Origin of the sequence: Shewanella gelidii (genome assembly GCF_014647855.1) — a bacterium.
Lineage (GTDB): Bacteria > Pseudomonadota > Gammaproteobacteria > Enterobacterales > Shewanellaceae > Shewanella > Shewanella gelidii.
Map to the genome: position 1 here is coordinate 118,371 of NZ_BMPZ01000008.1, position 15,451 is coordinate 133,821.

The following is a 15,451-nucleotide window of genomic DNA, read 5'->3' on the forward strand; positions in this document are numbered from 1 at the left end:
TAGCCTTTAGCAGAGTTATCGACAGATTTTAAGCATCCATAATTCAACGTAAACCTCGGTCTCAAAGCAAGCCACAAATCGCGATTATTTCCAGCTCACATCCATCCCCAAAATATCGGTTTCCTAACAACAATGAAGGATGATATTGAAATTAACTCAAGATCTGCGCAGTATTTAGCGAACCAGCAGAACTAACAGAAAGTTGCTTAGAACAATTAAAAGCCCGAACTTTCATATAATTATTGTGCCATGCGAGTGACCAAGCCCATGCCAAAGTTTTTACCTTATACAGCGCAAACGTTAAATTCACAGCTACAGCTCCGAGAGGGTGAAGTTAAATTTGGTCAGTCGATGCTACTACTCGATCCGCAACTGCCCCTAACTGATGGACTCGCACAGCTTGCTGCACAAGGCGCAAAGTTCGCCATTATCGGCATCGCCGAAGATGTGGGTCCATTAGCAAATCTTGGGCGCGCCGGCTCCATCCATGCCTTTGCAACCAGCGTAGAATACCTTATCAACTTGCAATCCAACCGTTACTTTAAAGGCGAGCACTGCGCGCTCCTTGGCGTAATTTCAGCACCAAGTTCAGACAAAGAGACGGACTTAAAAGCCCTGCGGGAGCAAGTCGATACCCTCGACACCTTTGTGATTGAAGTGATGAAACAAATTATGGCTGCTGGGCTTGAACCTATCGTGATCGGTGGTGGTCACAACAATGCGTTTGGCCTGATCAGTGCAACCAAAGAATACACAGGTCGACCGGTTGCAGCTGTAAATCTAGATCCACATTGTGACTTCCGCCCTCGAGAGGGTCGACATAGTGGCAATGGTTTTAGCTATGCTGCAGCTACTGGCGCACTGAGTCATTATCATGTGTTAGGACTGCACGAACAAAAAAATAGCGAGACTTCTCTCGCGCAACTACAAGCGTTTGGTGGCACTTGGCACACACTACAGCAAATTTGGATTCGACAAGAAATACCTCTGCCACAGGCTCTGCAAGACATCAGTGACAAACTGCTCAGCAGCGGTCTACCTGTAGGGCTAGAGCTCGATGTTGACGCAATTAGTAAAATGCCCAGTAGTGCTTCGACTTTTGCTGGGGTTCCGCTGTTAGATGCCTGCAAATACATTCACCATATTGCGAGCAATACCTCGTGTCACTATTTACATTTAGCTGAAGCTGCACCGAGCTGCCATGATGCGGGTTTAGCTGCTGGAAATCGTGATGTCGGACAAGCAATTTCTGAATTGATCTTAGTGTACCTTCAAGCACGTACTTCTTAAGTCGGGCCATCAAGTATTCAACAAACTGGCATATTATGGTCTAATGCGCATGCATTCATGTTCTTCTGATCTCTATGCCAGACCTCTAGCTCGATCACAGACTAGTGGTTCAAGGATTTAGCAAACGTACGTGATGGCATACACTCGCAAACAATCATTGTAAAAACGGGAATAAATTTAATGTCTGAGGACAAGTCTACAAGTACTCATTTTGGTTACAAGACGGTTGAACAAGAAAAGAAAGCCGACCTTGTTGCTGATGTATTTCACTCTGTTGCCGCTAAATACGACATTATGAATGATGTGATGTCATTTGGCGTACATCGCCTATGGAAGCGTCTCACGATTGAAACCGCTGGCGCTCGCCCTGGAATGAAAGTGCTAGATCTTGCCGGCGGAACAGGTGATTTGACTGCTAAGTTCTCTCAGCTTGTTGGCGACAAAGGCGAAGTAGTTTTAGCTGATATTAATGATTCTATGCTGAAAGTAGGCCGTGCCAAATTGCGAGATCGCGGCATTGTCAGTAACGTAAAATACGTACAAGCCAACGCAGAAGCCTTACCTTTCCCTGATAATCACTTTGATATCATTACCATTGCTTTTGGCCTTCGCAATGTCACCGACAAAGATGCAGCATTACGCTCTATGCGACGTGTTCTTAAGCCAGGTGGAAAGCTATTGGTTTTAGAGTTTTCAAAGCCACAGCATGAAATTATGCGTAAAGTTTACGACACCTATAGCTTCAAGATTATCCCCAAGATGGGTCAATTGATTACACAGGACGCAGATAGCTATGAATACTTAGCTGAATCCATCCGTGTACACCCAGATCAAGAAACGCTCAAACAGATGATGATTGATGCCGGCCTTGAACAGGTTGAATATACCAATATGACCGATGGTGTCGTCGCACTTCATAAGGGTTACAAGTTCTAATTATGCATCAACAAGCTATTCTGCTTGCCTGCGCAGCCATGGAAACAGGCCTCTTACAATTGCAGCAGCAGTCACCTGAAGATTACGCGAAGTTGCGCAATCTTCATGGCAAGGTGTTTTGCATCCAATTATCACAGCTAAGTTGGCCAATCTATCTGGTCTTTGCAAAAGAAATGCAGGTTCTCAGCCATTATGAAGGCGATGTCGATGTCACGGTCAGTGCCGATCTCACCACACTTTATCAAGTAACTGAGGGCGCGAATCTAACCGAGTTGATTAAACAAGATCGCCTTAAAATTGAGGGCGACCTGACTTTGTTACAAAGCTTTAGTCACTACTTGCAACAGACACAATTCGACTTTGCAGAACCGCTTTCACGCTACATCGGCGATGCGCCCACCCACTTTTTAGTCAGTGGTGCTCAAGCCGCTAAATCTGGGCTTAACGACGTATTCCGAAAGTCGATTTCACATATGGAGCAACTCGCAACCCAGGAATATAGAGTTGCAATTACGCCCATCGACTTAGTGCACTTTCAAGATCAAGTTGAAACGCTCAGTCTGGCCACAGACGCACTAGAACAAAAAATTAAAACACTTGTGCAGGCAGACGCTAACAAAAAGGCAGCACTATGACGATCAAAAGTCTTCGACGCGGCTACCATGTGATTAAGACCGCTTTGCATTTTGGTTTAGATGAACTGCTGCCCGCACAAAAAACACCCTGGTATTTCAAGCTCGCACGCGCTTGTTTATTTTGGATTAGAAATGAGCACAAGGACACCATTGGTGGTGAACGACTAAAACTCGCCATGCAACACCTTGGCCCGGTTTACATCAAATTCGGCCAGATGCTCTCTACTCGTCGAGACTTATTAAGTGATGCATGGGCCCATGAACTGGCAATGCTGCAAGACAGAGTGCCGCCTTTTGATTCTCAGCTCGCTATGCAAGCCATTGAAGAAGAGTTGAAAGCGCCTATTGATAGCCTGTTTGACGATTTCGACCCCGAACCGTTAGCTTCTGCATCGATTTCACAAGTTCATACGGCAACGCTAAAATCAAACGGCAAATCCGTAGTGCTAAAGGTACTGCGTCCAAACGTTGAAGCCCAAGTAGTGGCAGATTTGCAACTCATGAGCCAATGCGCCAACTTGCTTGAGATGCTGCTAGGACAAGGCAACCGCCTCCGCCCCGCCGAAGTCGTTGAAGATTACCGGCTGACCATTATGGGTGAGCTGAATCTTAAGCTTGAGGCTCTGAATGCAACCAAACTGCGTAATAACTTTCTCGATTCCGATGCACTTTATATCCCTTATACCTATGAAGAGCTGTGCTTTCCTCGCCTCATGGTGATGGAGCGAATTGAAGGCATTCCAGTCTCTGATATCGACGCACTAAAAGCCCAAGGCACGAATTTAAAACTGCTTGCAGAACGTGGTGTTGAGCTGTTTTTTACGCAAGTCTTTCGCGATAACTTTTTCCATGCAGACATGCACCCGGGCAACATTTTTATCTCGCGCGATCATCCCGACAACCCCTATTACATTGGCCTTGACTGCGGCATTATGGGGACCTTAAGTGAAGAAGATAAACGCTACTTAGCCGAAAACTTCCTTGCCTTCTTTAATCGCGATTACCACCGAATTGCGCAGCTTTATATTGAATCTGGCTGGGTTTCAGAACACACCGATGTTTTGGCTTTTGAACAAGCCGTAAAACTTGTTTGCGAACCCATGTTTAATAAGCCACTCGATGAAATTTCTTTTGGTCATGTGCTGTTAGAAATATTTAGAACCGCGAGGCAATTTGATATTGTGGTTCAACCGCAGCTGGTGTTACTTGAGAAAACCTTACTCTATATTGAAGGTTTAGGGCGGCAGCTATACCCGCAACTCGACCTTTGGCAAACCGCTAAACCGTTTTTAGAACAATGGATGGCGGAGCAAGTCGGTCCAGCGGCGATGCTAGATAAAGCGAAAAAGCAACTTCCTTTTTGGGGAGACAAGCTGCCAGAAATACCTGAGTTAATTTACGATAACTTGAAAATGGGTCGAAAATTAATCGGTTCGCAGCAACAGATGTTAGATCGCTATCTAAAACATCAGCACAGAGTGCATAAAAGTAATTATCTGCTTATCACCTCTGCTGTTTTGGTGATCTGTGGCACGTTATTATTTGAGCAGAACGCTACACTATGGCCCTCCTACGCCTGTGTTGGTTCTGGAATTCTTCTTTGGCTGGTCGGATGGCGATCTAGACCAAAGAACCGTAAATTTTAGCTCGCACTAATTAATCAAAGGTTCATAATGGAACCAATATTTAAAACTTGAGGGTACCTAAATGGGTGGCATTAGTATTTGGCAACTTCTTATCATCGCTTTAATCGTTGTTCTATTATTCGGAACTAAGAAATTGCGTTCATTAGGTGGTGACTTAGGTGGCGCAGTAAAAGGCTTCAAGAGCGCTATGTCTACCGAAGATGAAAAGAAAGCACTTGAAGATTCAGCGGCTGAGAAAACTGCAGACGAAACTGAATCAAAAGCTGAGTCTAAGGACAAAGAACAGGCGTAACTCCTTATGTTCGACGGTATCGGCTTTATGGAGTTACTGTTGATCGGCATTTTAGGGCTCGTAGTATTGGGCCCTGAAAGACTTCCGACGGCAGTACGCTCAATCACAGGTTGGATTCGCTCAATGAAGCGGATGGCCAACTCAGTCAAAGATGAGCTTGAGCAAGAGCTAAAAATCGATGAGCTTCACTCCAACCTCAAAGAGGCGGAGAGTAAAGGGCTTAGCGGTCTTTCGCCTGAACTACAAGACTCAATCAACCAATTAAAAGAAGCAGCTCAATCTGTTAACCGCCCTTATCAGGTAGAAGATGATCAGCCTAGCCCAGCGAAAGCGGCTAGCGAGTCTGAACCCAAGTCGAGCGGTGAATCAGCAAAAGTTAGCTCAGAATCAGACAAAACCTAACGGGTAGTCCATGTCGCAACAACAGCCGTTAATTAGCCACTTGCTCGAACTACGAACCAAGTTGCTTAAAGCCATTGCTAGTGTCTTGCTGGTATTTTTATGTATGGTCTATTGGGCCAATGACATATACCACTATATGGCAATTCCATTGATGCAGGCCTTGCCTGAGTCAGGCAGCATGATTGCAACGGATGTTGCGGCACCATTCTTTGCTCCCTTTAAATTAACCTTGGTACTGGCCTTCTTTATTGCCATCCCCTATGTATTATTCCAAGTATGGTCATTTATTGCGCCAGGCTTGTATAAACATGAAAAGCGACTCATTACACCGCTACTGATTAGCAGCACCAGCCTGTTTTATTTGGGAATAGCATTTGCCTACTATGTTGTATTTCCAGTAGTGTTTGCATTTTTTGCGAGTGTAGCTCCAGAAGGGGTTGAAGTTGCTACCGACATTAGTAGCTATTTAAGTTTCATTTTGAAACTGTTTTTTGCTTTTGGTTTAGCCTTCGAAATCCCTGTGGCTGTAGTGCTCCTTTGTTGGGGTGGCGTCACCGATGTTGAAGATTTAAAAACCAAACGTCCTTACATTGTGGTGGGCGCATTTGTCGTCGGTATGTTACTGACTCCTCCAGACATTATCTCGCAGACTATGCTTGCTGTGCCAATGCTGGTATTGTTCGAGGGTGGTCTTCTCGCTGCGCGTTTCTATACCAAGAAAAGCAATGATGACGAAGATGAAGAAAACGAAGACGAAGAGTCAGAAAGCTCTGACCCTGAACAAGAAGAACAAAAATCTAGCAATTAACTCAATTACATTGATGCGTCATACGTTGATGAGTTAATTGATCAGCTCAACAAAGGAATCGAATCAATGCGCTTAGGTTGGCTTTTTGCTGCGTTATTGTGCCTGTCCAATCAGGCAAATGCTTCTATTGAACAAACACTTCTCGAGTGTCGAGGTCTAACACAAGATAGCCAGCGGCTTGCTTGCTATGACCAGTTAGCCAAACGCTTTCAAAGCTCAACTGCAACGACTACAATCGCGCCAGTCGTTGCAGCAAAGCCCGCAGTTAAAGCACCGGTGCCAACGCCACCAGTCTCAGCGCCAGTAACAAAGACTGCCCAAGCCGCAAAATCACAACCCACTGCAGAGCAACAAGTTGAAGACTTTGGTATTCGATATAAAGAAATCGAAGATGAAGTGACCAAGATTTATTTGGATGTTGTCAAAGTGAAAAAAGACCCCCGCGGGCTTTTGAAAATTACCTTTAGTAATGGACAATTGTGGAAACAGGCTGAAGCGAAAAGGTTCAAACTCAAAGCAGGTGACAAAGCATTTATTGAAAAAGCATCCCTAGGCTCTTTTCTTCTCGGTACAGATAAGCGCAACGCTACAATTCGGGTAAAACGCTTAAAATAGCATGCCCAAGTATATTGATATCGCGGTCAACCTAGTCGGTAGTGCGCTAGAAAAAGACCTTCATACAATCATTGAAAATGCGGTGAACCAGCAGGTGTCACCGCTCATTGTGATTGGCAGCGACGTTGAAGAAAGCGAGCAGGCCAGTAAACTTTGTCAGCAATACCCCCAACAACTCTTTAGCACTGCTGGCGTTCACCCTCACCAAGCAAAGACTTGGGATGATCAAAGTTGCGAGCGCTTAAAACAGTTATATCGTCAACGGCATGTTGTTGCGGTCGGCGAATGTGGACTGGATTACAACCGCGACTTTTCCCCTCGTCCTGAACAACGCGCCGCATTTGAAGCACAATTAAACATCGCCGTTGAGCTCAATCTACCTGTATTAATGCACGAACGAGATGCCAGCACTGACTTCATCGCAATTCTCAAAAACTATCGCGCCGAATTACCTGCCGCACTCTTACACTGCTTTACGGGCAACCGACAGGCACTTGAGCAATATCTTGAACTAGATTTACATCTTGGCGTTACGGGTTGGGTGTGTGATGAGCGACGAGGTGCAGAACTTGCTTCCCTCGTCCCCGACATTCCCAATGACCGACTGATGCTTGAAACAGATAGCCCTTATTTGTTGCCTCGTAGTATGCGCCCGAAGCCTAAATCAAGCAAAAACAAACCTGAGTATCTACCTTTTATCGCGCAAACCGTGGCCGATTTAAGACAACAACCACTCGACGAGTTAGCGGCGCATTGTTACGCAAACAGCCTCGACTTTTTTAAACTTGAGGGTTTGCTATGAGGCTAGCGTTATGGCTTTGCATGCTTGGCTGCTACTTTTTTTGTTCTCTCGCCAATGCAACGCATTTGCAACTCGACTCGCAAGCAAGTGCCGATATAAATCTAAATCAATGGATATATGTCGCTGAAGCGCCTGATGCTAAAACGGTTGCAGAGATTAAAGCGCTCGATTCAAATCATTGGCAGAAGTTGTCGCTGCAACAAATCCCTGCAATTAGTGAACTTGATATCTGGCTCACCTTCAGTATTAGCAGTGCCAACGGTTATCAATCACGAATTTTATCATTCAATAACCCGCATTTAGATCGTATCGAAGTATTCCATCAGATCAATGATGTGCAGCAAGACACCGTACTCATGGGTGATAACTTACCGTTTTTACAACGCCCATTACTCAGCCGGGTCTTTTTATATCCGATTAACATGAAACCGGGCGAAAACCACCGTTTTTATATTCATTTGCAATCCAAAGGCAGTAGCTTACTGCCGATCATGCTCAACACGCCAAATAACCTGCTGCAAGCAACAGAAAATGAATCATTTAAACGTGGTATTCAATTAGGTGCTTTGTTGTCTATCGGTGTATTTACCTTTTTCATCGCCATGATTACTCGCTCATTTAGCTACATCTATTACGCGGGCTATGTTCTCTCCGTTTCGACATTAGTGGCAACTTTGCACGGCACTGCTTTTCGCTTTGTTTGGCCAACGATTCCCGACTTACAATCGATTATTATTCCAATATTAATCCCGTTTTCGATGGGGTTTGCAGCCATGTTTACCGAAAAGGTACTCTTGCTCAAATATAACAATATTCCAATGTTAAGGGCGTGCCGTTACGTTACCTTGTATTGTGTCTCTTTATTGTTCTTAACCCCCTTTGTCAGCTACGGGTCATTGATTAGTATTAACTTGCTTTCAATCATTTTCGTATGTTCCCTCCTCATGTTTATTGGCATCATGGAAGCGAGAAAAGGCAATAGCTTGGCCCGCTTTTATGTTTTCGCTTGGACCAGCATGTTGCTCGGCGCGATTACAACGGCATTGCTCTATTTAGGCGTCATTCACGCGCCATTTATGCCATATACCCCTATCATGATTGGCCTAACGTTCGAAGTTGTCTTCATGGCGGTTGTGCTCGCGATTCGCTATAACGCCGAGCGTAAGTCAAAAATAAAGATCCAGCAGGAAGCATTACGTCAGGCTGAAAAAATTCGCGAAGCTCGAGAAGCCTCACTAAGAGCCGAAGCAGAAAGCAGTGAAAAACTCGAACAGATGGTACAAGAACGTACACTAGAGCTCGAGATTGCACTTCGAGAACTCAATGAAGCCAACTCTAAACTCACTGAACAAAGTACCATCGACAGTTTAACGGGTGTGAAAAACCGCGGCGCATTTGATAAACGCCTTGTGGCAGAAGGCCGCATCAGCCGACGTCAGCAAACCGCCATGGCAATCTTAATGATCGACATAGATAAGTTTAAAGCCATCAACGATAAATTTGGCCACCTTGCGGGTGATGAGGCTTTGCGTGTCATTGGCAAAGCACTGTCATTCAACATTCGTCGCCCATCAGATTTAGTTTCCCGCTATGGCGGTGAAGAGTTTGCAATTATTTTACCCAACACCACCATTGAGGGCGCTACTCTCGTCGCTGAAACAATCCGGCAAGCCGTCGAGTCGCTCGATATCCGCTGGGAAGATGTATCTATTCCACTGACCGTAAGTATCGGTTGTAGTGCAGATATCATTCAAGATGATAACCACCCAAGATTATTACTCGAACAAGCCGACAAGGCCTTGTACGAAGCAAAAAATAGTGGCCGAAACCGTGTCAGTTGCACTCCAGCAACCCATACGGCGCCATAAACAAAAGTCAGGAGTCGAAATTGAACATTATTACTAGTGCTTTCCCAAAACGCAGAATGCGTCGCATGCGTAAACATGAATTCAGCCGTCGCTTAATGGCCGAAAATCAGCTTTCGGTTAACGACCTTATCTACCCAATGTTTGTGCTAGAGGGCATCAACCGAACTGAGCAAGTTGCATCAATGCCAGGCGTTGAACGTTTCTCGATTGATCTGCTTTTAAAGGAAGCGGAAGAGCTTGTGAAGCTTGGCATTCCACTCATTGCGCTATTTCCCGTGACGCCTGCTGAAGCAAAATCGTTACAAGCAGAAGAAGCATACAATCCAGATGGCCTCGTACAACGCGCTGTACGCGAACTCAAGCGAGAGTTTCCTGAGCTTGGTGTTATGACGGATGTGGCACTCGACCCATTTACGACCCACGGTCAAGACGGCATTATTGATGATAGCGGTTACATTTTGAATGACATCACCACTGAAGTGTTGGTCAAACAAGCGCTTTCTCATGCTGAAGCGGGTGCTGATATCGTCGCCCCTTCAGATATGATGGATGGCCGCATCGGAGCAATCCGCGACGCACTAGAAGCTGCTGGTCATGTCAATACTCAAATTATGGCTTATTCAGCCAAGTATTCTTCAAATTACTATGGACCATTCCGCGATGCTGTGGGCTCAGCAGGCAACCTTAAAGGTGGCAACAAGCATAGCTACCAACAAGATCCAGCGAACTCAGATGAAGCTTTACATGAAGTCGCCCTTGATATTCAAGAGGGTGCCGACATGGTCATGGTGAAACCTGGGATGCCATATTTAGATATAGTACACCGCGTGAAAACTGAACTCGCCGTGCCTACATTTGCCTATCAGGTTAGTGGTGAATACGCCATGCATATGGCAGCGATTCAAAATGGTTGGTTAGCCGAAAAAGCGATTGTGATGGAGTCACTACTCTGCTTTAAGCGCGCTGGTGCAGATGGCATTTTGACCTATTTCGCCAAACGCGCGGCGCAGTGGATGGCCGAAGATAAGTCGTAATATCTACCAATACTCACCCCAAGAATCGTCGGCTTTTGTCGACGATTTTTATTTACAAATCTTTGCGTGATCAAGCTAACACCACACACCTACAGCGCTTCCTTCCATTAGCAATCAATGATTATATCGAAAGACTTAAGATTAATTCTTGTTAAGGATCCTAAATGAGAGCCAAACTAGTCACGCTACTTGCGAGTGGCGCCATACTTTTTAGCGGATATTCACTGGCAACGGGTGGATGTGGTTTTGAGCAAGAGCAACAAGGCTTATTTGCAACCTGTAGTGAGGAGAAACAAGAAGTGATTCTAACTGGCATCGTCGAAGCACATACCCTAGTGACTGAGCTTGATACGTTTAGTGAAGGTTATCAAAGCTATCAAGTCGACCAACAGGCAATTGCTCCGATAGCAGCAGTAACCACACCGACTGAAATTACCGTCATTATCGGCACTTGGTGTCCTGACTGTCATCGCGAGACACCGCGCTTTATCCGCATAATGGAAGCCGCGAATAACCCGCATATCAAGGTCAAATTTATCGGCGTTGATCGCAAAAAACAAGATCCTGAAAACCTTGCTGCTCAGTATGAGTTTAAGCGCATTCCAACGTTTATTATTGAGCAAAACGGGAAGGAAATTGGTCGTATCGTAGAGCGCCCAACAGCTTCGCTAGAAATAGATTTAGCCAAGATCCTCAGCTAACTCAAGTCAGTTTTAAGAACATGAAAAAGGCTGCAATTGGCAGCCTTTTTTGTCGATGGAATCAAATGGAATCGTGGCTATTGCGGTAAGCGCTGCCGGAGCATCTGCAATACACCTTCACGCAACGCCCCACCCGAAAGCTGTAGGCTTTCAATGTCTAGCAGTTCAAACAAGGCAACAAGAATTGCCACGCCACCAGCAAAAGTTGGCGCACGCTCCGCACTCAATCCCTCGATGTCACTTAAATCAGTCATTTGAGACTTCAGGATTTCTTGTCGCAATTGATACAAATTCTGCAACGCTATCTCATGGGTCTGATCTTGAGAGAACAGATTTCGCGCAGCTAAAACTTCAAGAACCGACTGCACTGCACCTGATGCCCCAACCACCCCTTGCCAACCGGTCTGCAAAAGCAATTGGCGGTTATCCGCAAGGATGAGCTCGACTTCTGCGGCCGCATCATCAAACTGACTTAGCTGATAAGGCCGTTGTTCAAAAAATCGTTGGGTAAAGGTGACACTGCCCATTTTCAGGCTCGTCTTGAATAGCGCTTCATCAGCTTGACCAATGATGAACTCGGTACTGGCACCACCAATATCGATAACAAGTCGCTGAGCCGCGCCAGGGGTTGTGGCAGCCATTCCTCGGTAGATATACTCAGCTTCTTTTAAGCCCGAAATAATCTCAATTTCATGCCCAAGAATCGTCAATGCCCTTTCACAAAACTCAGCGGCATTTGCAATATTGCGTAATGTTGCCGTTGCGATAACGGCCACATATTCACTTTGAACGCCTTCTTTTTGAAGCATTTCAGCGAACATCGCCAAGCAATCCAAGCCGCGCTGCATGACCTCGTCATTGAGGAGCCCGTCGGCTTCAATCCCTTCCGCAAGCCGCACTTTACGCTTGTACTTTGCAACCACAACATCTTGGTCACCCTGCTTCTGGGCAACCAACATATTGAAGCTATTTGAACCTAGCGTGATAGCAGCGTACAGAGGCGTTGACATATTACGAGTGTCTGCGAGTCCGATCGTGTCGCGAACCGGTACGCCCACCGGTGCCGCTTCGATGTGCACCATGTGGTCGGCCTGGCGCATTACGATCACGAGAGTTGCGATTATTGTGCTTACGATGAATCTTCACTGGTTTATTGAGATCATCAAGCAGCGCCTCTGGATCATACGAGGTCACAGGAATATTGTGCTGAATATAATCTTCAATCGCTGGCAGGTTTAACGCATACTCTTCACACGCAAAACTAATAGACAAACCCTTTTGACCAGCACGACCCGTTCGACCAATGCGATGCACATAATCTTCGCAATCATCTGGCAAATCATAGTTATAAACATGGGATACATCTGAAATATGTAAGCCACGAGCCGCAACATCGGTTGCCACTAAAATATCTAAATCACCTTTGGTAAATTGCTCTAAGATGCGCAGACGTTTCTTCTGTGGCACATCACCAGTCAGCAAACCCACACGGTGCTTATCACCTTCTAACCAAGACCATAGGTTTTCACAGCTATGCTTCGTATTGGCAAAAACAATCGCTTTTTCTGGCCAATCTTCTTCTAACAAGGTGAGCAATAAACGCATCTTGTCTTCTTGAGAAGGATAAAAAATCTCTTCCGCAATATTTTTCGAAGTTTTCTCTTCCGGCGCAATCACAACCTTTTCAGGGTCATTCATATGATCGTAAGCCAACTCTTGCACTTTCATTGACAAGGTTGCAGAAAACAACATGTTGAGTCTATCTTTCGCGCCTGGCATACGGCGAAATAAGAAGCGAATATCTTTGATAAAGCCCAGATCGAACATGCGATCCGCTTCATCAAGTACGACCGCTTGAATAGCACCTAAATTAATCACACCCTGACGTACATAATCGATAATACGCCCAGTGGTTCCAATTAAAATATCGACACCGGTGTCCAGCACTTTACGCTGAACATCATAGCTCTCACCACCGTAGACAATGCCGACCTTTAAACCGGTATGTTTTGCCAATAGTTTCGCATCTTTGGCAATCTGAATGGCAAGCTCACGGGTGGGCGCCATGACAATCGCACGAGGTTGATTCAACTGGCGATTTTCAGGGATCGGTTTTAGTAATAAATGGTTAAAGGTTGCAGTTAGAAAGGCTAAGGTTTTTCCTGTACCTGTTTGTGCCTGACCAGCAATATCCTTTGTTTGAAGTAAGACGGGTAAAGCCAACGCTTGGATGGGTGTGCAATACTCGAAGCCGTTTTCGTTTAGTGCTTTGATAACCTCAGGTTGTAGAGGTAAATCAGCAAATTTCTGTTTTGATAAATGTGTTTCGCTCATAGCGGAAGCATACCAGTTAGGGTTGCAATAAGATACTCAATCGTTTGAAATAGCGACTATATGAAAAAGAAGGCTTGAAAAGCCAAAAGTCCAACCCAATATACAGGTTAAGCCATTAACAAACCAGCGATGGCACTAAAACTGGAGAACATCATGAGCGATAAAATTGTAACCCTGAGCGACGATAGCTTTGAGAACGACGTCATTAATTCAGCACAACCCGTGCTCGTTGATTTTTGGGCTGAGTGGTGTGGTCCTTGTAAAATGATTGCTCCAATTTTAGATGACGTTGCCACAGAGTATGAAGGCAAGTTAACCGTTGCTAAATTAAACGTTGATCAGAACAATGTTTCGCCAGCAAAGTACGGTGTTCGTGGTATTCCAACCCTATTGATGTTCAAAGGTGGTGAGCTTGTCGCGACCAAAGTTGGCGCACTTTCAAAAACTCAATTAAAAGAGTTCATTGACGCTCAAGTCTAAAACTAGCCAAAGTTCTATTCACACTTCCCCCGCGGATTTGTAACATTCAGTGATTCTCGACACATGTTAATGATAAATATGTGTCGAGAGCCGCTAAAATTCTGGACGCCCCGCCCAGTTAGTGCTACTTTAATAATCAGATTTCGTCTAACTAACCCACTTCTTACTGTCCAATCAATTCCAAATATATAACTTAGCTGATTGAGCACAGTCACTATTGTCGCGTAAAAAACAAGACCCACCAAAATGAACTTAACAGAATTAAAAGACACTTCAATTTCAGACCTCGTCTCCTTAGCAGAGAGCATGAAGCTAGAAAACATGGCTCGAGCTCGCAAGCAAGACATTATCTTCTCCATCTTAAAAGCTCATGCCAAAAGCGGCGAAGACATTTTTGGCGGCGGTGTGTTAGAAATATTGCAAGATGGTTTTGGCTTTCTTCGTAGCGCCGACGGCTCTTATCTCGCAGGACCGGACGATATTTATGTTTCCCCTAGCCAAATTCGTCGCTTTAATATGCGTACCGGTGACACCATTTTTGGTAAAATTCGTCCGCCAAAAGAAGGCGAACGTTACTTTGCACTATTAAAAGTTGCAGAAGTTAACTTCGATAGACCAGAAAACTCTCGTAACAAGATCCTATTCGAAAACCTGACACCACTGCATGCAGAAGATCGTTTGCGTATGGAACGTGGTAACGGCTCGACTGAAGACATCACTTCGCGCATCTTGGACTTGTGTTCACCAATTGGTAAAGGCCAGCGTGGTTTGATTGTTGCGCCACCAAAAGCCGGTAAAACGTTGCTTTTACAAAACATGGCACAAAGCATTACTTACAACAATCCTGATGTAGTACTTATGGTATTGCTAATTGATGAGCGTCCTGAAGAAGTAACCGAGATGCAACGCATGGTGAAAGGTGAAGTGATCGCTTCAACCTTCGATGAGCCTGCGAGTCGTCACGTGCAAGTCGCCGAAATGGTAATTGAAAAAGCCAAACGCTTAGTTGAGCACAAAAAAGATGTTGTGATTCTTTTGGACTCGATTACTCGTCTAGCACGTGCTTATAACACGGTTATTCCATCATCAGGCAAAGTCTTAACCGGTGGTGTAGATGCAAACGCACTTCATCGTCCAAAGCGTTTCTTTGGTGCTGCTCGTAATATTGAGCACGGTGGAAGCTTAACCATTATTGCTACCGCACTGGTTGAAACCGGTTCGAAGATGGATGAAGTCATCTACGAAGAGTTCAAAGGTACAGGTAACCAAGAGCTTCACTTATCACGTAAAGCCGCTGAAAAACGCGTATTCCCAGCGATTGACTTTAATCGCTCAGGTACACGCCGCGAAGAGAAGCTGACCACACCTGATGAGCTGCAAAAAATGTGGATTTTACGCAAGATCCTCAACCCTATGGATGAAGTGACCGGCATGGAATTCTTGATTGATAAGCTTGCGATGACCAAGACCAATGACGAGTTCTTTACCGCAATGAAGCGCGCCAAGTCATAAAAAACTGTGTCTGTTGAAACGATAAAAGCCGCATAATTGCGGCTTTTTTTATGCTGAGATTCCACTTTAAATTAAATATTGGCTGACGGATTTCTT

Annotated in this window: 16 protein-coding genes; 14 read left to right on the forward strand and 2 right to left on the reverse strand. The window is 45.1% G+C overall.

The window, feature by feature from the left end:
- Nucleotides 1-267: 267 nt before the first annotated feature.
- The 12 genes from IEY18_RS13655 to IEY18_RS13710 all read left to right on the forward strand — a co-directional run bounded on the left by IEY18_RS13655 (nt 268) and on the right by IEY18_RS13710 (nt 11,029).
- Nucleotides 268-1,290 (forward strand): formimidoylglutamase, encoded by a 1,023-nt coding sequence (locus tag IEY18_RS13655; RefSeq protein WP_188921742.1) that lies wholly within the window; start codon nt 268-270, stop codon nt 1,288-1,290.
- Nucleotides 1,291-1,470: 180 nt separating this feature from the next.
- Nucleotides 1,471-2,226 (forward strand): bifunctional demethylmenaquinone methyltransferase/2-methoxy-6-polyprenyl-1,4-benzoquinol methylase UbiE, encoded by a 756-nt coding sequence (ubiE, locus tag IEY18_RS13660; RefSeq protein WP_188921744.1) that lies wholly within the window; start codon nt 1,471-1,473, stop codon nt 2,224-2,226.
- Nucleotides 2,226-2,861 (forward strand): ubiquinone biosynthesis accessory factor UbiJ, encoded by a 636-nt coding sequence (locus IEY18_RS13665; RefSeq protein ID WP_188921839.1) that lies wholly within the window; start codon nt 2,226-2,228, stop codon nt 2,859-2,861. Before ubiE ends, IEY18_RS13665 begins: the two co-directional genes overlap by 1 nt.
- Nucleotides 2,858-4,507 (forward strand): ubiquinone biosynthesis regulatory protein kinase UbiB, encoded by a 1,650-nt coding sequence (gene ubiB / locus IEY18_RS13670; RefSeq protein WP_188921746.1) that lies wholly within the window; start codon nt 2,858-2,860, stop codon nt 4,505-4,507. The genes IEY18_RS13665 and ubiB overlap by 4 nt, the downstream gene beginning before the upstream one ends.
- A gap of 61 nt (nt 4,508-4,568) precedes the next feature.
- Complete coding sequence (tatA, locus tag IEY18_RS13675) at nt 4,569-4,799, forward strand: Sec-independent protein translocase subunit TatA (RefSeq protein ID WP_188921748.1); 231 nt, start codon at nt 4,569-4,571, stop codon at nt 4,797-4,799.
- Nucleotides 4,800-4,805: 6 nt separating this feature from the next.
- Nucleotides 4,806-5,201 (forward strand): Sec-independent protein translocase protein TatB, encoded by a 396-nt coding sequence (gene tatB / locus IEY18_RS13680; RefSeq protein WP_188921749.1) that lies wholly within the window; start codon nt 4,806-4,808, stop codon nt 5,199-5,201.
- A 10-nt stretch (nt 5,202-5,211) separates the two neighbouring features.
- The gene (gene tatC, locus IEY18_RS13685; protein ID WP_188921752.1) at nt 5,212-6,009 is read left to right on the forward strand and encodes a twin-arginine translocase subunit TatC; all 798 of its coding nucleotides are present in this window, start codon (nt 5,212-5,214) and stop codon (nt 6,007-6,009) included.
- Between the two features lie 66 nt (nt 6,010-6,075).
- Entirely contained in the window at nt 6,076-6,624 is a 549-nt protein-coding gene (locus tag IEY18_RS13690; RefSeq protein ID WP_188921753.1) for a hypothetical protein, read from the forward strand.
- Between the two features lies 1 nt (nt 6,625).
- A complete protein-coding gene (locus tag IEY18_RS13695; RefSeq protein WP_188921755.1) occupies nt 6,626-7,426 on the forward strand; it encodes a TatD family hydrolase in 801 nt (266 codons plus the stop codon).
- A complete protein-coding gene (locus IEY18_RS13700) occupies nt 7,423-9,294 on the forward strand; it encodes a sensor domain-containing diguanylate cyclase (protein ID WP_188921757.1) in 1,872 nt (623 codons plus the stop codon). Before IEY18_RS13695 ends, IEY18_RS13700 begins: the two co-directional genes overlap by 4 nt.
- 20 nt (nt 9,295-9,314) lie before the next feature.
- Nucleotides 9,315-10,328, forward strand: coding sequence for a porphobilinogen synthase (gene hemB, locus IEY18_RS13705; RefSeq protein WP_188921759.1), 1,014 nt, complete (start codon nt 9,315-9,317; stop codon nt 10,326-10,328).
- Between the two features lie 164 nt (nt 10,329-10,492).
- On the forward strand, nt 10,493-11,029 hold the full coding sequence (locus tag IEY18_RS13710; RefSeq protein ID WP_188921761.1) for a thioredoxin family protein: 537 nt from the start codon (nt 10,493-10,495) through the stop codon (nt 11,027-11,029).
- 77 nt (nt 11,030-11,106) lie between these two features.
- Here the strand turns inward: IEY18_RS13710 and IEY18_RS13715 are convergent, their stop codons facing one another.
- Complete coding sequence (locus IEY18_RS13715) at nt 11,107-12,039, reverse strand: Ppx/GppA phosphatase family protein (protein ID WP_188921841.1); 933 nt, start codon at nt 12,037-12,039, stop codon at nt 11,107-11,109.
- Between the two features lies 1 nt (nt 12,040).
- Nucleotides 12,041-13,363, reverse strand: a complete 1,323-nt coding sequence (gene rhlB, locus IEY18_RS13720; RefSeq protein WP_188921763.1) for an ATP-dependent RNA helicase RhlB — start codon at nt 13,361-13,363, stop codon at nt 12,041-12,043.
- A gap of 153 nt (nt 13,364-13,516) precedes the next feature.
- Here rhlB and trxA point away from each other — a divergent pair, with 153 nt between their 5' ends.
- Complete coding sequence (trxA, locus tag IEY18_RS13725; RefSeq protein ID WP_188921765.1) at nt 13,517-13,843, forward strand: thioredoxin TrxA; 327 nt, start codon at nt 13,517-13,519, stop codon at nt 13,841-13,843.
- A 246-nt stretch (nt 13,844-14,089) separates the two neighbouring features.
- The gene (gene rho / locus IEY18_RS13730) at nt 14,090-15,355 is read left to right on the forward strand and encodes a transcription termination factor Rho (protein WP_188921767.1); all 1,266 of its coding nucleotides are present in this window, start codon (nt 14,090-14,092) and stop codon (nt 15,353-15,355) included.
- Nucleotides 15,356-15,451 lie beyond the last annotated feature (96 nt).